Here is a 17,541-nt window from a genome sequence, read left to right as displayed (position 1 = left end):
ATCTCCTCTGGTCACATTGGGTTAGAAAACGTGGCGGTTTTCTATTATCCAAATTTTATTATTTAATAACTCCTAAACCCGTTAGGGCAATCGCTTTATTTTTTGGTACAGGAAACTGTGATAAGAGTTTATTAAGCTCTGTTTCCCAATTAGAATTTGGACTAATTACCGTCATTAGATGTTGTATCATTTTTAAATAAAAATATATGCGTTTGTTATCTAGCTGATGGAGAACAGGTACACTTCTATCGATCTGAGCAATAATATCAATATTGACGTTCCATAGCCGTCCATGATGAGCACATATGTTTCTAATATAGTTTAACGACTTTAACCAACTTGCAAAAACTTTAGCATTATTAATACCATATAATTTTGCGATTTGCTACTGTTGCTTACCTCTTAAACCTGTGTATAGTGTGGTTATAGAACCAAAGTCTAATACCTCAATTCCGACCCAAATTGGTAAATACTGGTAATGGTTAAGATGATGCTCAATAAATGGAGACTTTTTTGCTTTTTTAATTTGCTCTTGATATCTATTTAGCCATGTATCATAGCTCCAGTATCTATTTTCGGATTTTATAAATCGCTGATCAAAATTATCAGTGTTCAGATGAGCATTTGGACTAATACGTCCTAACGTATGAGCGATATTAGTTCTTACTGACATTTCAATATTTTCTAGTGCTCGTAGGCATAGCAAACGTAGTTGTTTATCGAATAGATAAATATTAAGCACATCATCAAAAGTAGTACCTGTTATAAAGTTATCGCTACGTGAGTTATTTGACAACATTATGCGAAAAGAATACCAGTACCCGCTTAGTCGATAATAATTAACTTGCGACAAAACATACTCTGCGTTAGCTTTATCTTCAAAGATCATTCCTCTACTTTCAAGTGTAGCAACTTGCTCTTTAAAAGATTGCCATTTTTTAGGTGACCGTTTTTTGTTTGTACCGGTAGTCATATTTTTTAGCACTATTATTTATGTTAAACATTATAAGGAAAACTATCATTCATTTGAAAATAGTACGGTAAATTTATTCATCCCTATACTTCCCCCGCCGACACTTCTCCGAACAATAAATCACCTGCTCCCAATCCTTTTCCCATTTCTTGCGCCAGGCAAAAGGACGCTGGCAAACGGGGCAGATTTTTTGCGGTAGGTTTGCTTTTTTATGTGCCATTGTCTGCTCCCATTTCCCTATATCTTTACTTCATCATTAATGCCTATTTATCTTCTTTTTGATGATCCAACCCTTCATACTTCTTCACGCGACGGCATTGGTCGGAGCAATAGACCATGCTCTCCCAGTTTTTATCCAACTTTTTAGTCCAACTAAATTCGCGCTCGCAGACAGGGCAGAGTTTTTTACGGACGTTCTTCTTTTTATGCGCCATGATATTTACCTTTAAATTAAAAAAATCGCTTAACGACCCCAAATTGGTGAGCGCACTACTCCGCCCGTTTTACTGCTAATTGCATAACTGGTATTCCCTTCTAGAGAATGGATAACCAAGCTGCCGCCACTTTGACTGCTTTGACCGCCTACTTGTCCACCCAAATTTGACTGACGCGTCGGATAGATGGCGTATTGCCCAGAAGGCGACAGTCGCGCTGGCTCATCGAGTCCCGTTTCTGCCAGATTGATGACTTGTCTGGTGGTAAGCATCATTACTGACGCCTTACGACCATTAAGATATGCCAAACGTTGACTATCTAAGCTAAGCTGAGGACTAGCAGCATAGGCTCCCGTCGATATCAGCGCGGCGTTGCCCGTGGCAAAGCTATAACGATAAATGCTTGGGCGACCAGCGCGGACTTTATCACTGGTATAGACAAAGCTCTGCCCATCGCTGGCATAGCTTGGCTGCACTTCAGTACTCGGTAAAGTGGTAAGCTGTTTGGTACTGCCATCACTGAGCTGCATTTCATAAATATTGGCATTGCCGCCAACGGTTGAGCTATAAAGCAGCTTTTTACCATCGGGTGAGAATGACGGTGATAAATTGCTACCTTCTACATTGACGACCAAATTATGACTACCACTTTTGACATCGTAAATATAAATCTTTGGATGCTGACGCGCGGCTTGTTTGCTATAAGCGAGCATTTGACCATCCACTGACCACGTAGGCGCGTAGATATAGCCATTTAGCTGATCAATCAATTGACGCCCGCTACCATCAGGGCGGATACGATATAGCGTCGAGACCTTGGCAGCACCCACGCCTTGCTCCTCTACATAAGCAATATAACCTTGTCGATCTATTGCTGGCATGCCAATAGTGAGCGGATTATTAATAGCCATCGCGCTAGGCGCTTTGGACAAAGCAGTTGGCATGGTCTGGCAGCCTGTTAATACTGCCAGCATTGAAAGCATGATAATAGGAACAGTACTGTTTAGACTACGAATATTAACAGTCGGTTTTAAGACAGTGGTTTTTAACATAAGATAAAGTCCTATAGATCCATTCGATATGAGCTATTTAAAACGTGCAACTTACTATTAATAATATCAAGTAGAAGAGTGCTAAATGAAATATAAGTCATCAGGAACAGTGATGTCGCTAGTGTAACGCAGATTGGTCTCTTCTTTTAAACAAAAATTTTAGACGAAAAAATGCCCCACTGCTAAGTGAGGCATTTTTTATATACGGTTATAGTATAACGATAGTAACTGACTGTCTCTATTATTTAGCAACCGCTTTAAAATGAGCGACTTGACTGTTATTTTTGATGGTCAAGATAGGCGTGTTGTTTGCATTGGTGCTGATGCTATATTTACCTTGTACCGTAGCAAGCGTCGCTGTATCAAAGCTGGCTTGTGGCTCAGGGCATGCCATCATAGTAGATAGAACATTGCCTAATACAACATTGCCATTTACAACATTATAGTTAGAACCCATGTTATTACAAGTATTGACAAACGCAACACGGTCATTGCCGTTGTCTTTGAAGAATTTTAGGGTAAGTGGTTTGGCTGGATCAAAGAATAGCTGAGTGACTTTATCGCCATTTGCGCGCTTTGCATCAACAAGCTGCCAATCATATGCTTGTAGTGCATTAGCAGTAATTGGTTGAGTCACAGGTGCCGTTACGATAGGAGCAGTCTGGCAACCAGCAGCCAATGTACCTACAGCAAGGGTCGCAGCCATCATCATTTTAGTCATGTTTTTCATATAAACTCCTATAAGTTTCAAATATTAATATACATAATAAGATATTCATTGTTTATTATTTTAATCAGTAGCGTTTGCTCTGATCAATTTGTTGTTTTCTTTAGTTTAAACAATGGGACTATTATGCCTATTTCTCATAAGCCTATCATGATAGATTGAGTACCAATTAACGCTATCTTTGTACCATTTTACGGTATTTTTGCTAACATGCCTTGCTAAGCCAGTTATTAACTGCTAACACACTATCTTTTGTCTTATTCTTAAGAATTTCTTTACTGCCTAAAAGCTTATCAAGCTATATTTACGGTTTTTTACTTACCTTTGAATTCATATCTATAGCCTGTCTTTTTGGTTAATTTGTATCGGCAGCTTTCTGCTGCTGTAGGGCGGCATAACCTGTTAAACGCTTGCGTTCAGAGTCGTTGAACAGTTGCCTTTCAATCTGATTGATTTGAGCTTGTGATTGCGTTTGTGATTGACTGGTACTTTGTTTTAGAAGCTGCTGTTTTTGTGCTTGGTACTGCTTGAAACGCTTATCAAAGCTAGCGTCTGCTTGATCTACTTGCGCTAAGCGTGCTGCCGCTGGTGCACCGACCAGCTCACGACGCATATTATACAGCGCTTCAGGTGTGGCACCTTTTGCTTGCATTTGCTCTGTACGTGTCATCAGCTCATTTAGATTGGCTTGCTGGGCGATATTGGTTTTGGTTGCATTGTCTGGCATACGACTGATGTAATCTTGTTTTGCGGCATCTTTTTGCGCTTCAGACAGCTGGGCATTCTGACTGATTCTGACCATCTCCATACTATAGTCGTCATACTCATCTTCTGTCCCAAAGAAAGCAATAATGGTTTCTTTATCAAAATGCTGTTGGCGCAATCTAGCGACATCTTGTTTCTGCTGAGCGACAACACTTAAGTCCAGCTCGCCACTTTGGGTCGCTTGCAATTGCAGCGTACCGTATTTTTTCTCAATCTCAGGTATGGCTTTGAGATAAGCCACATATTGATCAAATATAGCCACCGCTTGACTGGCGGCTGGCTCTGGCGTATGACTGCGAATATAACTCTCTACGCGAGCGTAAATAGCTGACTCCTCTTCTTCACCCAGCGCTGATAAAAAATAATCAAACAAACGCCTTAAGCCTTCTGTGATGACCAGTTGCTTGTTTTCATCAATAATAATCTCACCATCGACATCTGTCCCTTGTAAGGAACGCGGTAGACTCTCAAGCCCTGTGGTAAATTTAATTATGTTTTGATTCGATTTTTGGCTCATATTGCTATCAGAGCTCGCTTGATCTACGGTATTAGCGTTAGCTTGATTGTCTAGCGTTATAGCATCCGCTTGAGAAAAAGCGTTGCTATTGTTAACAGGCTTGAACCACCAAATAATCGCTACTATTAGAACGACTATCACAGCGATGATGACTGGCAAAAAGGGTGAACGGCGATTATTTGACATAACGAGAATATCTTATTTGATCAATGGGTTTATGTATGGATTTACGATATAGTCAAAATACTCTAAAAACGCGATGGTACTGCGGGTACAAATTTTTTGCAGCCTCTGTCTGCATGGGCACAGCAAGCAAGAAAAATTGATACCAGCAGTACATAATGTGTCGATATTACTTTTCACTGACTATAGATAAAAACGAATAAAGAAAAAGGGTCATTTCAGTATTGACCCTTTCTCTTCTCTCTAAAAGCTATAAATCTGCTAACTCATATATGAACGTTATAAATTGGCTTTTTTCAGACGATTGACGTGATCACGATACAAAGTTTCTGGATCAGGCTGTCCCCACGCTGTTAAGGCAAGAATTTGATTGGCTGAATCTAAGTGGTTCATACTATAGTCGTCTCGAATCACATAACCCAGTCGGCTTGAGCAGGCAGATACCAAGCCATCGTTGGGATCATTGTCAAAGGTTGTCCCTGTGAGTGCGAGCAAATAATCACTAGGATCAATACCATTGGTTATTTGCCCAACGCCACTAAATGAGTAATACTTGATACCATTAACTTCAGTATTTGTAGGTTGACCACAATAGCTGGTCGGCATCGCCGCAGGAAATTTAGCATTAAACTTGGCAGCACCATCAGTTGATAACGCGACAGCTGTATTCCAAGCTTCTTGTTTATTAAGTTCTGTTGGGCTCGTACCTGAGCCAATATCCGTAACGCCACCGAATAGCTGTAAGAAAACAGATACCGCTTGTGTCACCAAACTATCCTCAGAAAGCGTTTGCATCACTGCATCTGCCGTTTTTGAGCCTTGTTCTGGACTGGAAATAGCAGTGACAGAAGCGACATACTTTGGTGCCACGCCAGCGACATAACGAACATCAATACCGCCTTGACTGTGACCCAATAAATTCACTTTTGGGCTGCCTGAAATGGCACTGATGGTTTTTACTTTCTGTAAAAGCTGCTCGCCGCGAATTTCGCTATTATTAAAAGAAGAGCTTTTTGTGGTGTACACTTGACTGCCACCGCTCATGAGTGTTTCAGGAATACCATAAAAATAATCGACCAAGCCGAACATCTTAGTAAAGCCTCCCATACCATGGGCTAGTACTATTGGATATTTGGTTTTGGTATAATCTGAGGTGAAGTACTGACTACTCACGAGCTGGCAGCCGTCAGCATTTGCACAGTTGTAATATTGACCAGATGCTTGAGCAGAGGTGGTTTGCATAGTCATCAAAAGCATACCGGTGGCAATGGCACCTAATGACGGTAGAGCTACACTTGGTGTTAGCACAGCGCGGAGAGAGGGTTTTATAAACATAACAACATCCTTGTTATCGTAAACGTGATTCTATCTTTATATGCCTTGTTTGTTGCATCCTGCACAAAGCGGTATAGAGGGCTACTAAATCATTTAGCAAACAAAATTACAATACTTATATATTCTGTAACATTCAACTGGTTTTTGACATTCACACGCCTATTATGATGACTCTATAGTCATTTTTATGTATATAAAGTCAGTCAATATCGATATGATTGAAATATTCAATAACTTGCATTCAAGCAGCAACTTGTGCGTTTATGCTATAATTGATGACCTAAATTCTATAACTATAAGTACGACGATGATGACTAAAAAATCTCTTATCCAATCTCCTGAAGCCATAGAAAAAATGCGCGTGGCTGGTAAACTTGCCAGCGATGTCCTTGTGTTGCTTGATGAGCATGTCAGAGTGGGCATCAGTACTGAAGCACTGAACCAAATTGCCCATGATTATATCGTTAATGTGCAACAAGCTATTCCTGCACCGCTTAACTACAATGGTTTTCCAAAATCTATCTGCACCTCGATTAACCACGTGGTTTGTCATGGTATTCCATCCGAAAATAAATTGCTAAAAGACGGTGATATCATCAATATCGATGTGACCGTGATTAAAGATGGCTATTATGGTGATACCTCAAAAATGTGGATCGTCGGCAATGGCTCTATTATGGCGCAGCGTATCTGTAAAGTGGCACAAGACGCGCTATATGCTGGTATGAGCGTGGTCAAGAATGGTGCACGTTTGGGCGACGTCGGTGCGGCAATCCAAGCAGTGGTTGAACCTGAGCGTTTTAGTATCGTGCGTGAATTCTGTGGTCACGGTATCAGTAATGAGTTCCACCATGAGCCGCAAGTCATGCACTATGGTCAGAAAGGTACGGGCTTTGAGCTAAAAACTGGCATGACCTTTACCATCGAACCAATGATTAACGAAGGCAAATGGCAGACTAAGATTTTACCGGATGAATGGACTGCTATCACTAAAGATCGCAAGCTATCCGCCCAGTGGGAGCATACCATGGTCGTAACGGATAATGGCTGCGAAGTATTCACCACGCGCCCCGAAGAAGATTTGAGTTTTTTGACTCAGTAATACAATAAAAGATCGCTTAGGCGGTCTTTTTTTCGCCTATGATTAATGGTTGTCCCCCACTATTCTTGATGGTCTTTTATCTTTATAATTTCTGTATATTATCGATCGCTTTTTTTTAGCGATCCATATCTACTGAACCGGATTTCAAACTTTTAACTGGATAAATCTCATGTTTAATTGTGATGTCACCGCTATTGATTTAACACCGATGCCTTTGTTATCAGCAGACGATATGACAACTGCCTCTCTATCTCCGTCAACAGACATAAGCGTGATAGAAAAACCGCTATTTGGTATTCCTGAATGGTTGCTTCAAATCAATGACGATATCAGCCGTGCACTCGAACGCGGCGTCAATATTCGGCAATTGGTTAACGCTCGTGCTTGCGTCATTGATGATTTATTGATTGAGTTATTTAAATACTTTGAGCTTAATAAAACGGATTTGGCACTGTTTGCAACCGGTGGCTATGGTCGTGGTGAGTTGTCACTCTACTCAGATATCGATATTTTACTGCTCATGCCTCATGATATTGACGCCGATACCAATAAAAAAATCGATAATTTGGTGGCGATCTTATGGGACATTGGACTTGAGCCAGCGTTATCAGTGCGCAGTGTCAGTGACTGCTTGGAGGCGGCGCTTGATCACACGATTGCCAGTGCGTTATTAGAGGCTCGTCTATTAATAGGCAACGACGCCTTGCAAGATGTCCCGCATCAAATAGTGAACAATCAATGGTCACCGCGCGCGTTTTTTGACGTAAAAATCAATGAAGCAAAAGCGCGATATCTACAGCACAATGCCACAGAATATAATCTTGAGCCCAATATTAAAACTGCTCCCGGTGGTCTGCGTGACATTCATATCATCGGTTGGGTGACCAAACGTTATTTTCGGGTTAGTAAGCTCTATGATCTGGTGCAGCAGGACTTTTTAACTGAAAAAGAATTCGATGAATTAAGTTTTGCAGAAGGCTATCTATGGCAAATACGGCACTATCTGCATGAGTTAACAGGTCGCAATGAAAACAAACTGTTGTTCGATTATCAGCGCGAGATTGCCCAACTGATGGGCTATGAGCCCCAACCAGATGATCAACCAAATGACTCGGTAGAGCGCTTTATGCGCGATTACTATCGCTGTGCCATGCAAATATCGACATTGTCTGAAATGCTGACCAATCACTATTATGAAACCATCATCGAGCCGCAACTGCCTGATGAGGAACGCCCAAAAAAACAGCCTATTAATGCCCGCTTCAATCAAGTCGGCGAGCAAATTGCAATGGCGCATCACCGAGTATTTGCTCAGCATCCTGAATCGATTTTAGAGATGTTTTTACTCATGGGTCAGTATGGCATCAAAAATGTCCGTACCCATACCTTGCGCGCCCTTAAGATTGCAGCACGCGGTATTGATCAGGCTTATCGAGACAACCCTGCGCACCAAGCATTATTTTTAGCCAACTTAAAAGAGCAAAATTATCTCTTTCACCGCCTGCGTACCATGAATCGCTACGGTGTTTTGGGCAACTATATCCCAGCTTTTGCGCAAGTTACTGGGCTTATGCAGTATGACTTGTTCCATCGTTATACCGTTGATGCCCATACCTTGTTTTTGATTCGTATTTTGCACCGTTTTACGGATCCGCATTTTTATGAAGATTTCCCGCTCGTGAGCTCCATCTTTCAGCGTATTGAGCGTAAAGAGATTTTGGTCTTGGCGGCGATGTTTCATGACATTGCCAAAGGTCGTGGCGGCAACCATAGTCAACTTGGCGAAATCGAGTCGATTGAGTTTTGTCTGGCTCATGGTATGAGTACTGCAGACGCCAATCTGGTTGGCTGGTTGACCCGTTATCATCTGCTAATGTCGATGACGGCGCAGAAAAAGGACATCTCAGACCCAGAGGTTGTGACGCTATTTGCAGATTTGGTGGGTAACGTCACCCATCTAAATCATCTGTATGTGTTAACTGTCGCTGATATGAACGCCACCAATCCACAGCTTTGGAACAGCTGGCGTGCGACCCTTATGAAACAGCTATATTCGCAAACGCGCCGTATTTTGCGGGCAGATATTGATGCCCCAACCAATCGTCAGGATATGATTAGTGCCACGCGCAAGCAAGCACTGATAATGCTAGATAACGTCGACAATCAGCATATGAATCGTGATGAGGTGTTGAGATTGTGGGATGATTTGGGCGATGAGTATTTTTTGCGTGAAATTGCAGAAGATATCTTATGGCATACTGAGGCGATTTTGAATCATCCGCCCATTGGGCGTGCGTCAAATGCTGACAGTCCGCCACTAGTCGTCTTACGTGAGCATCGGGAACTGGCGCTGGATGCGGTGCAAGTTTTTGTTTATACCCAAGATCAGGTCAATTTGTTTGCCGTGACTATGGCTGTATTTGATCAGATGAATCTCGATGTATTGGATGCCCGTATTATCACAGCGACCCGTGATTTTGCACTCGATTCTTACGTACTACTCGATCGTAGCGGTACTTTACTGGTCGATAGCGACAGTCAGCAAGAGCTTAAGCAACGACTGATTGATGCCTTTAAAAACCCTACCTCGCCCAAACTGACCAACAAACGGATTCCACGCCAGCTTAAGCATTTTAATGTGGCAACGACGATTAACTTTGAGTTTAATGAGGCCTCAAGTCAGCATATTATGAGCTTAGAGACCCTTGATCAGCCAGGTTTGCTTGCGCGTGTTGGACAAGTATTTTTGCAGCAGCAGATTGAAGTACATGCCGCACGTATTACTACGCTTGGCGAGCGTGCAGAAGATATGTTTTATATCAGCGATCAAAACGATCAAGCACTGAGCGCTGATAAACTTAAGATGTTAAAAACGGCACTGATAGACAGTCTTAGTCTCCGTAATGACGCTATTTAACTTGCCTTTTTATATCAAGCTTTTATAGATGATGTCACGAGCATATTCCTTCAGGGCATCATCGGCAAGCTCTAGAGGCAGTATATCTGCTTCTACCTTTTGCTCGCCATACATCAAGCGTCCCGCATCGACCTCCTTTTGTAGGAGGCGGTGCAAGCTTGCCAAATGAAATTCTGCATTATAATATCGGTAGATTTGCTTCAAAGTAATAGGTGCTTTGGCATGAACATCGCGATACAAGCTATCGGAAGCCAAGATAGTCATCTCATTAAGCGTCTCTTCACGCGACAAATCGGCTTGATTAATCTTATATTGCAACTGCCTAGCAAATCTGTCTTTAAAACTCAGCATCACAATAAAAATTAAGGTTTGTATGACAAATAAAGCGATGTATTGCCACAGAGGTAACGATATATCTAGCAACTTACTAAGCAGCATGAGCACCATGGCAACGACTATATAGCTGACCAATTGCCACAGCAGCCACATCATAAAACTGTGATCGCCAAACCAAAACATTTGACGTTCTCGTAATAGTGTCAACTGCTGGCGTGATTTCCACCAAGTCTGTTCACGCTGCTTTAACTGCTTATAAACGTCAAGACTTTCATGAGTATCAAAGTATTTTTCATTGATATCCTTAGCATCGAGACTGTCCGTTTTCAATATACTAGACATATCAAATTATTCCTAAAATATGCTGTCAGAAAAACCAACATTTATCTTTACTTAATGATACATACATCATGTCGCTTTTATAATAACGCGTTACGATATGGCCACATGATTACCTATTTTTACAGTTATATCGTTAAAATAGTGGTGATTCAATGTGCTCTATTAAAGTCATTACAAAGCGCTAGAGGTAAATATAATAAGAAAAAGACAAAAAATAAGAGAAGTGCTACACTGCTTAAATGTAATTTTTCTTTATAACTTTATTATTAACTGTCTATTATAGTTAGCCTACCTATGAATCACAACTTGACGACCCTACACCCTTATCCATTCGCTAAGATGGCAACTTTGCTGGCTGGAAGCGTTCCAGCCCACGGCTATGATGAAATCAAGCTGGGTATTGGTGAGCCAAAACATGCGCCACCAGCATTTGTTTTGGACGTACTACGCGAAAACTTGGACAAAATAAGCCATTATCCGACCACAAATGGGCTGTTTGAGCTGCGTCAAACCATTGCTCATTGGCTTGAGAAGCGCTTTTTCTTAAATCACCTCAACCCTAATACGCAAGTATTGCCAGTAATGGGCACACGTGAGGCAATATTTAGTATCGTGCAGGCAGTGATTAATCACGAGACAGAGAGTGTTAGTCAGACGGCAACGCTCAACCAATCGCCTACGCCTATAGTAGTTATGCCCAATCCCTTTTATCAGATATATGAAGGGGCGGCGATATTAGCGCAAGCAACGCCTTATTTTATCCCTTGCACCTCAGACAATAGCTTTAAGGGTGATTTTCGTAGTGTGCCAAAAGACGTCTGGACGCGTACACAGCTCTTATTTGTCTGTAGCCCAAACAACCCAACCGGTTCAGTGATGACGATGGATGACTGGGAGCAAGTGTTGCGCCTATCAGACCAATATGGCTTTATCATTGCCAGCGACGAGTGTTATAGCGAGCTGTATTTTGATAAAGCGCCAATAGGCTTGCTGCAAGCCTGCGCGGCTCTTGGTCGACACGATTTCAAAAATTGTCTGGTGTTTCACTCTTTATCGAAGCGCTCAAACCTACCCGGTTTGCGCTCAGGCTTTGTGGCAGGCGATGCCGCTATCTTGCAGGCTTATTTACAATACCGCACCTATCAAGGTTGCGCGATGCCGATACCTCATCAGCTGGCGTCTATCGCCGCTTGGGAAGATGAGAAGCATGTGGCGCACAATCGAGCGCTGTATCAAGAAAAGTTTGCACTCTGGATGTCGGAGCTTGGAGAATTACTGGAGTTACGTATGCCTGAGGCAGGATTTTACTTTTGGATAAAAGCGCCTGAGCAATTCGGTGGTAATGATGAGCGTTTTGTCAAAGCACTCTATGAGGATGCCAATATTCACGCGCTTGCCGGACGTTACCTATCACGCGAGGTCAATGGTGAAAATCCGGGGCAAGGCTATGTGCGTATTGCTTTGGTGGCAAGCGTCGAAGAAAGTCGCGAGGCAATCAAGCGGATTCGTCAATTACTCGGTGCTTAAAATCCCTATTTAAAACGCATTAAGCTTAACAAACCGCCAATAACCACAATAATATTATGGTTATTGGCGGTTTTCTGTTAAAGAATGCTATAGTAAGTCTTATAGCCGAATCATACAGCACCGCCATTTGATGATATATAGTCAAAATATCTCAAAAACGCTACAGTGCTGCTGATATAAATTTTTTGCCGCCTCTGTCTGCGCAGGCACAGCAAGCAAGAAAAATGAATATCAGCAGTACTTGATGTATCGATATTACTTTTCCCTGACTGTATTTATCATACTTACATCCCTCTTATTGCTTATGCCATCAAGGATGATGCCATGCCCCATCTTGATTTTACCCAACCACCATTTGATGTATTAAGTGCCGCTGAACGCCAAAGTATCAAAAAAAATACCCAAGTGCGTTATCTTGCCAAAGATGAGATGTTACCAGCGGATGATTTGCAGTACTTCTATGTGGTGCTTAAAGGTCATGTCGAGCAGCTGTTAGATGGTGATTTTGTCGCCTCTTATTTGGGCAACAACCATACTACCCATCTTAATAGTAATGATTGGTTTGATAGCAGACGCTCACCAGAGTCGCTCATAGAAGATGGGCTGCAAGAAGATAAAAACATTGATTCGCAGCCGGCTGCTTATCAGTTTCGCGCGATCGAAGATACTTTATTGCTGCAAGTAAATGGGGTAACCATTGATAAAATCGGTGCCCAAAACCATTTCGTACGCCAGTTATTATCAGAAAATCTACCCGAGCGTCTAAAAGCCTTACAGCTGCGGCGTAGTGGACAGCATTTAGATGCAGCAAGCTCTGACTCTGACGACCCTCAAGAAGTACAGCAAATCATGCTACAACCAGTGATTGATATCACTTTATTGCCAGTCCATATCGTTGATGCTGACAACAGCCTATACCAAGCAGCTCGTATCATGACTGAGGCTGGGCTGAAACATGTTTTGGTACGCCCAACCGATCATTGGCAAGATGCCAACCCCTCTGATCGCACCTTAGGTATCCTCACCGATAATGATATCTGCCGCGCTGTCAGTGATCAACAAAATCCTGCTATAACGCCTTGTCAAAATTACGCAAGTTTTAACCTGCGTACCATTGATGCGGACGATGAAATTGGTGACGCATTATTGACCATGACCCGCTATCGCATTCATAGGCTACCGGTGATAGATACGCACGGCAAAGTCATCGGCGTGCTTGGGCAAAGCGATATGCTTGCTCACATTGGTCATCACTCGCAGCTGATTAGTATTGAAATCGAACAAGCCACAGATTTGCCAAGTTTGGCGACTGCCGTTGAGCTCATCGGACGCTATATTCGCGCGCAACATCAAAACGGTATCAAGATGGGCAACGTCAGCCGCATGGTACAGACTCTCAACGCACAAGTATTTACCAAGCTTTGGCAACTTATCGTTCCTGATGACGTCATGGAAAATACTTGTGTTATCGTCATGGGTTCCGAGGGTCGCGGCGAGCAAATCATGCGTACCGACCAAGACAATGCGCTCATCATTCGTGATGGTTATGAGCATCCTGAGCTGGCAAAATTTGCCGATACCTTTAATCAGCACTTAGCAGATCTTGGTTATCCGCTGTGTGACGGCAATATCATGATGAACAATCCCTTGTGGCGGCAACCATTAAAAGCGTTTAAAGCGCAGATTGGTACATGGTTTAAAAATACCGAGCCGATGCACAGTATTTATTTATCCGCCATATTCGATGGTGAATATGTTTGCGGTGATGAATCGCTACTGATTCAGGTTCGTGAACATCTAAAGACGGCCCACCGTCAGTCAGACTTGATGTTCGTGCGGCAGTTTGCACTAGCAGCGCTGCAGTTTGGCGATATGAATCGATGGTGGCAAAAGCTAGTACCGTTATTGGGTGGTAAACCAAGCGCTTATACTATTGACCTCAAAAAATCGGGTATCTTTCCGCTGGTACATGGCATCCGCACCTTGGCGTTAGAACATGATATCTTCAGCGACCCTAGCAGCAAAGGTCGCCTCAAAGCTTTGGTACAGATTCATGCCTTAACCCAAGAGCGGGCGGATACCTTGCTTGAAGCCCTAGAATTCTTTATGGCACAGCGCCTATCAGTCGCGCTATCGACAGACAATAAGTATGCAAAAGAAGTCAATCCAACGACGTTATCTGCCCTTGAACGTGATTTACTAAAAGAGTGCTTAGCGGTGGTAAAAAGCTTTAAAGCACAGTTAAGCCGCCATTATCAGCTTGAGATTGGTTAGCATCATTATCTGGCTATGTGATTGTTAAATATTAAAATAGGACAGCTATGGAGATAAACGCGTATGAGTTGGCTAAAAAATCTGTCTGTTTCTTGGCAAAAAAACCAGTTACAACGCCCTGAGCTCGCATCAATGTTTACGACGTCCGCCTCTGAACAGTGGGTCGCGATTGACTGCGAGATGACGGGACTCAATCCAAAAAAACATCACCTGCTGTCAGTAGCTGCTATTCATATAAATGGTAATAAGATTGATACCGGAAATGGGCTGCATTTGCTTTGCAAGCCGCCTGTCATGCCTGAGCGCGATACCATTGTGATTCATGGACTGCGCACCGCCGATGTTGAGCATTCGATGAGTTATGATGAGATGCTCTCGTTACTACTACCCTTTATTTGCAATCGACCGTTAGTCGGGTTTTGCCCGCAGATAGATGTTGGGTTTTTAAATCCTTTGGTCAAACGCTATATGGGTACTCATCTGCCCAATGAGATTATCGATATCCGCCACCTTTATAGCCGGCGTATGATGGGTCGCAGCCAAGGGCTCCCGAGTCAAGCGCAGCATTTGAATAGTATCTTGGCGCATTATAATATTCCTGAGCTTGGCACCCACGATGCTTATAATGACGCCATCATGACAGCGATGGCATTTTTGCATATGCGTCAAAACTTATAATCAAAATGTAATATCCAAGCATTTTGGATAATATGTTTTGATAAGGTGTTTGGATAAACCATTAAGATAAAACCAGGTTTGCCACTATAGTCAAAATATCCTAAAAACGCTACGGTACTGCGGGTATAAATTTTTTGTAGCCTCTGTCGGCTAGCTACAGCAAGCAAGAAAAATTAATACCCGCAGTACGTAATGTATCGATATTGGTTTTCACTGACTACACATGCTACGGCTACGCCAAAACAGCAACTCATGTTACCATAGCCTGTTTTTGCCACCTGATGATAGGCTGCTCATGCGCTCCTTAGTAAAATCTATTCTGCTTAAAACGCATAACCCTTCTATACGGACTACTTCCCCTCTGACAGCCGGCAGCCAATATCTGCATAAGCCGAAAAATGTCGGTCAACGCTTATCTTTATTTGCATTCGTTATTGCTCCTATTTTAGCGCCATTACAGGCACAAGCTGCCTTACCACAAGAGATTGAGACCGCATTAGCGCGAGCCCATTTAAGCACAGCAGATATCAGTATTGTCATTACGCCAGTGGGTGACAAAAACGCCAGTCGCTTGCCCTCTGCTATTCAGGTTATCGACAGTAAAAAGGCGGTTAATCAATTGCAGCCTGCAAGCTCGGACGAAATAAATACCGATGCTAATAACAGCAAGCAAAAGCTGGCGAATAACACTGTTCCTAAATCGCAGGCAATTCACCACAGCCCATTGCTAACCATCGAAAAGCAGACCATCAGACAGCACGAAAGGCAAATACATGCTTATACTGATGATCCTTACACTTATCAAAGCTTAGAGAGTATTCCGCCATTACTGCCCGATGACGCTTCAACGTCTGTTAAGCATCTTACTAGTAGTGGCATCAATAATGATGCTGATAAAAACAATAACGACAGTAGCAATAAAAATCAGAAGGCTAAAACCAACCCATCGATAAAAATCTCATTTTCACCGTTACTCAGTCATCAGCCTGATATCGCGCGCACGCCTGCCAGCACGATGAAACTCGTCCCTAGCTTTATTGCCTTAGATACCTTGGGTGCTGACTTTGTCTGGCATACGCGCGTTTATCATACTGGTATTGTCATTGGTGATACATTGCTTGGCGACTTGGTGATTCAAGGCAGTGGCGACCCAAAAATGACCCATGAGCGCTTACAGCAATTGCTCTATAAAGTGAAAACAGCAGGTATCCGTCATATCGATGGCGATATCATTGTAGATAGCGCCATTTTTAACCACGTCACTAAAGATCCTGCGGCATTTGATAACGCGCCTTTACGTCCTTATAACGCCAGCCCTGATGGTTTTTTGGTAAATTTCAGTACGATTGCTATCCAAAGCTATCCATTAGATAATGTACAAGCACAGCTGACCTATACGCCGCAGCTGGCAGATTATAAGTTGCCAAGCACGATAAATATACGCTCATCTGCCTGTGGTCAAGCCCGTTATAGCTTATCGCCGCAGTGGCAAGCAACTCAGCTAACCTTTGACACTTCTTTACCCGATAACTGCGGCGACCATGCTTTTTATGTCGCTTATCCTGATGCCAAAGATTTTGCCGCTCGCGTAATCAAAGCCAAATGGCAGGCACTAGATAACACGCTAACGGGCAACGTTATCGCTCAAGAAACGCCGTATAATAATACAAACCCCACATCAGCGCGCGGTTTGGCAGCGCTACCAATGTCACCGTTGCCGATTGTCAGCTATCCTTCTTTAAACTTAACGCAGCAAATTTATGATATCAATCATTTCTCTAATAATGTAATGACTGAACAAGTGGCGCTATCAATAGGCGCTTATCATAAACCTAGTGATAAAACCGTTAATCCAACCATTAATAAAACGATCGATAAAGCCATCAATACTCAGCGTAGCTTATATCAATTTGATAAGCCTACGACAACGAGCTACCCTGCTGCCTTACAAACCATCAACGAATGGTGGCAAACGCATCTAAGCACGCCGCCGCCACATCTGACCAATGGCTCTGGGCTTTGCCGCGACTGCACCATCAGCGCTGCTAATTTAAGTGAGCTGTTGATCTATGCCTATAGTCACCCAAGCTTTGACGCTTATGTAAACTCGTTAGGAATCGCTGGCGTCAGTGGTACTATCTCTGCGCATAGCGAGCGTTTGCCAGAATCAAACGCCATTGGTCGAGCTTGGATAAAAACGGGTACATTAAATAATGTGACTTCGATGGCAGGCTATGTCAAAGGACTCTCCGGACAAGATTATGTGGTAGTGGGACTCATCAATAATGAGCAAGCGCTAAATGCTTATACGGCAAGACCGGTACTGGACGCCATGCTAGATTGGACAGCGCAGCATTGATTTTTTACGCCCGATTATTT

At 42.8% G+C, this 17,541-nt stretch carries 13 protein-coding genes and 1 pseudogene; 6 read left to right on the top strand and 8 right to left on the bottom strand.

The window, feature by feature from the left end; all coding sequences use genetic code 11:
• Nucleotides 1-58: 58 nt before the first annotated feature.
• The 7 genes and pseudogenes from JMX89_RS12775 to JMX89_RS01920 form a co-directional block, all read right to left on the bottom strand.
• Nucleotides 59-889 (bottom strand): annotated as a pseudogene (locus tag JMX89_RS12775) (Abi family protein).
• A gap of 157 nt (nt 890-1,046) precedes the next feature.
• Complete coding sequence (locus tag JMX89_RS01945) at nt 1,047-1,193, bottom strand: DUF2256 domain-containing protein (RefSeq protein WP_201550670.1); 147 nt, start codon at nt 1,191-1,193, stop codon at nt 1,047-1,049.
• Between the two features lie 43 nt (nt 1,194-1,236).
• Nucleotides 1,237-1,407, bottom strand: coding sequence for a DUF2256 domain-containing protein (locus JMX89_RS01940; RefSeq protein WP_010196547.1), 171 nt, complete (start codon nt 1,405-1,407; stop codon nt 1,237-1,239).
• Nucleotides 1,408-1,436: 29 nt separating this feature from the next.
• On the bottom strand, nt 1,437-2,459 hold the full coding sequence (locus JMX89_RS01935; protein ID WP_201550668.1) for a TolB family protein: 1,023 nt from the start codon (nt 2,457-2,459) through the stop codon (nt 1,437-1,439).
• Between the two features lie 241 nt (nt 2,460-2,700).
• Nucleotides 2,701-3,189, bottom strand: a complete 489-nt coding sequence (locus JMX89_RS01930; protein ID WP_201550666.1) for an META domain-containing protein — start codon at nt 3,187-3,189, stop codon at nt 2,701-2,703.
• A gap of 352 nt (nt 3,190-3,541) precedes the next feature.
• Nucleotides 3,542-4,654 (bottom strand): lipase secretion chaperone, encoded by a 1,113-nt coding sequence (locus JMX89_RS01925; RefSeq protein WP_201550664.1) that lies wholly within the window; start codon nt 4,652-4,654, stop codon nt 3,542-3,544.
• A 276-nt stretch (nt 4,655-4,930) separates the two neighbouring features.
• The gene (locus JMX89_RS01920) at nt 4,931-5,986 is read right to left on the bottom strand and encodes an esterase/lipase family protein (RefSeq protein ID WP_020442775.1); all 1,056 of its coding nucleotides are present in this window, start codon (nt 5,984-5,986) and stop codon (nt 4,931-4,933) included.
• Nucleotides 5,987-6,296: 310 nt separating this feature from the next.
• On the opposite strand from JMX89_RS01920, the gene map reads away from it, so the two are divergent.
• The gene (gene map, locus JMX89_RS01915; RefSeq protein WP_413771532.1) at nt 6,297-7,088 is read left to right on the top strand and encodes a type I methionyl aminopeptidase; all 792 of its coding nucleotides are present in this window, start codon (nt 6,297-6,299) and stop codon (nt 7,086-7,088) included.
• Nucleotides 7,089-7,257: 169 nt separating this feature from the next.
• Nucleotides 7,258-10,005 (top strand): [protein-PII] uridylyltransferase, encoded by a 2,748-nt coding sequence (glnD, locus tag JMX89_RS01910; RefSeq protein WP_201550662.1) that lies wholly within the window; start codon nt 7,258-7,260, stop codon nt 10,003-10,005.
• A 9-nt stretch (nt 10,006-10,014) separates the two neighbouring features.
• Here glnD and JMX89_RS01905 read toward each other — a convergent pair whose 3' ends face one another.
• Nucleotides 10,015-10,683, bottom strand: coding sequence for a hypothetical protein (locus JMX89_RS01905; protein ID WP_201530734.1), 669 nt, complete (start codon nt 10,681-10,683; stop codon nt 10,015-10,017).
• A 294-nt stretch (nt 10,684-10,977) separates the two neighbouring features.
• Between JMX89_RS01905 and dapC the strand changes: the two genes are divergently transcribed.
• The 4 genes from dapC to JMX89_RS01885 all read left to right on the top strand — a co-directional run bounded on the left by dapC (nt 10,978) and on the right by JMX89_RS01885 (nt 17,521).
• A complete protein-coding gene (dapC, locus tag JMX89_RS01900) occupies nt 10,978-12,210 on the top strand; it encodes a succinyldiaminopimelate transaminase (protein ID WP_201530735.1) in 1,233 nt (410 codons plus the stop codon).
• A 324-nt stretch (nt 12,211-12,534) separates the two neighbouring features.
• On the top strand, nt 12,535-14,484 hold the full coding sequence (locus JMX89_RS01895; protein ID WP_201550660.1) for a DUF294 nucleotidyltransferase-like domain-containing protein: 1,950 nt from the start codon (nt 12,535-12,537) through the stop codon (nt 14,482-14,484).
• Between the two features lie 63 nt (nt 14,485-14,547).
• Complete coding sequence (locus JMX89_RS01890; protein ID WP_201550658.1) at nt 14,548-15,162, top strand: 3'-5' exonuclease; 615 nt, start codon at nt 14,548-14,550, stop codon at nt 15,160-15,162.
• A gap of 223 nt (nt 15,163-15,385) precedes the next feature.
• Nucleotides 15,386-17,521: a D-alanyl-D-alanine carboxypeptidase gene (locus JMX89_RS01885; RefSeq protein ID WP_201550655.1), complete on the top strand. Its 2,136-nt coding sequence runs from the start codon at nt 15,386-15,388 to the stop codon at nt 17,519-17,521.
• The last annotated feature ends 20 nt before the right edge of the window (nt 17,522-17,541 follow it).

The organism is Psychrobacter sp. DD43 (assembly GCF_904846555.1).
In the GTDB taxonomy this organism is placed as follows: Bacteria; Pseudomonadota; Gammaproteobacteria; order Pseudomonadales; family Moraxellaceae; genus Psychrobacter; species Psychrobacter cryohalolentis.
The sequence above is the reverse complement of the archived record's forward strand: the minus strand, read 5'-3'. Positions and strand labels throughout refer to the sequence as shown.

Excerpts from the sequence above, each read along its gene's own strand:
- JMX89_RS01945 (WP_201550670.1), bottom strand. The coding sequence starts at position 1,193 with ATGGCACATAAAAAAGCAAACCTACCGCAAAAAATCTGCCCCGTTTGC.
- JMX89_RS01940 (WP_010196547.1), bottom strand. The coding sequence starts at position 1,407 with ATGGCGCATAAAAAGAAGAACGTCCGTAAAAAACTCTGCCCTGTCTGC.
- JMX89_RS01935 (WP_201550668.1), bottom strand. The coding sequence starts at position 2,459 with ATGTTAAAAACCACTGTCTTAAAACCGACTGTTAATATTCGTAGTCTA.
- JMX89_RS01930 (WP_201550666.1), bottom strand. The coding sequence starts at position 3,189 with ATGAAAAACATGACTAAAATGATGATGGCTGCGACCCTTGCTGTAGGT.
- JMX89_RS01925 (WP_201550664.1), bottom strand. The coding sequence starts at position 4,654 with ATGTCAAATAATCGCCGTTCACCCTTTTTGCCAGTCATCATCGCTGTG.
- JMX89_RS01920 (WP_020442775.1), bottom strand. The coding sequence starts at position 5,986 with ATGTTTATAAAACCCTCTCTCCGCGCTGTGCTAACACCAAGTGTAGCT.
- map (WP_413771532.1), top strand. The coding sequence starts at position 6,297 with ATGACTAAAAAATCTCTTATCCAATCTCCTGAAGCCATAGAAAAAATG.
- glnD (WP_201550662.1), top strand. The coding sequence starts at position 7,258 with ATGTTTAATTGTGATGTCACCGCTATTGATTTAACACCGATGCCTTTG.
- JMX89_RS01905 (WP_201530734.1), bottom strand. The coding sequence starts at position 10,683 with ATGTCTAGTATATTGAAAACGGACAGTCTCGATGCTAAGGATATCAAT.
- dapC (WP_201530735.1), top strand. The coding sequence starts at position 10,978 with ATGAATCACAACTTGACGACCCTACACCCTTATCCATTCGCTAAGATG.
- JMX89_RS01895 (WP_201550660.1), top strand. The coding sequence starts at position 12,535 with ATGCCCCATCTTGATTTTACCCAACCACCATTTGATGTATTAAGTGCC.
- JMX89_RS01890 (WP_201550658.1), top strand. The coding sequence starts at position 14,548 with ATGAGTTGGCTAAAAAATCTGTCTGTTTCTTGGCAAAAAAACCAGTTA.
- JMX89_RS01885 (WP_201550655.1), top strand. The coding sequence starts at position 15,386 with ATGCTACGGCTACGCCAAAACAGCAACTCATGTTACCATAGCCTGTTT.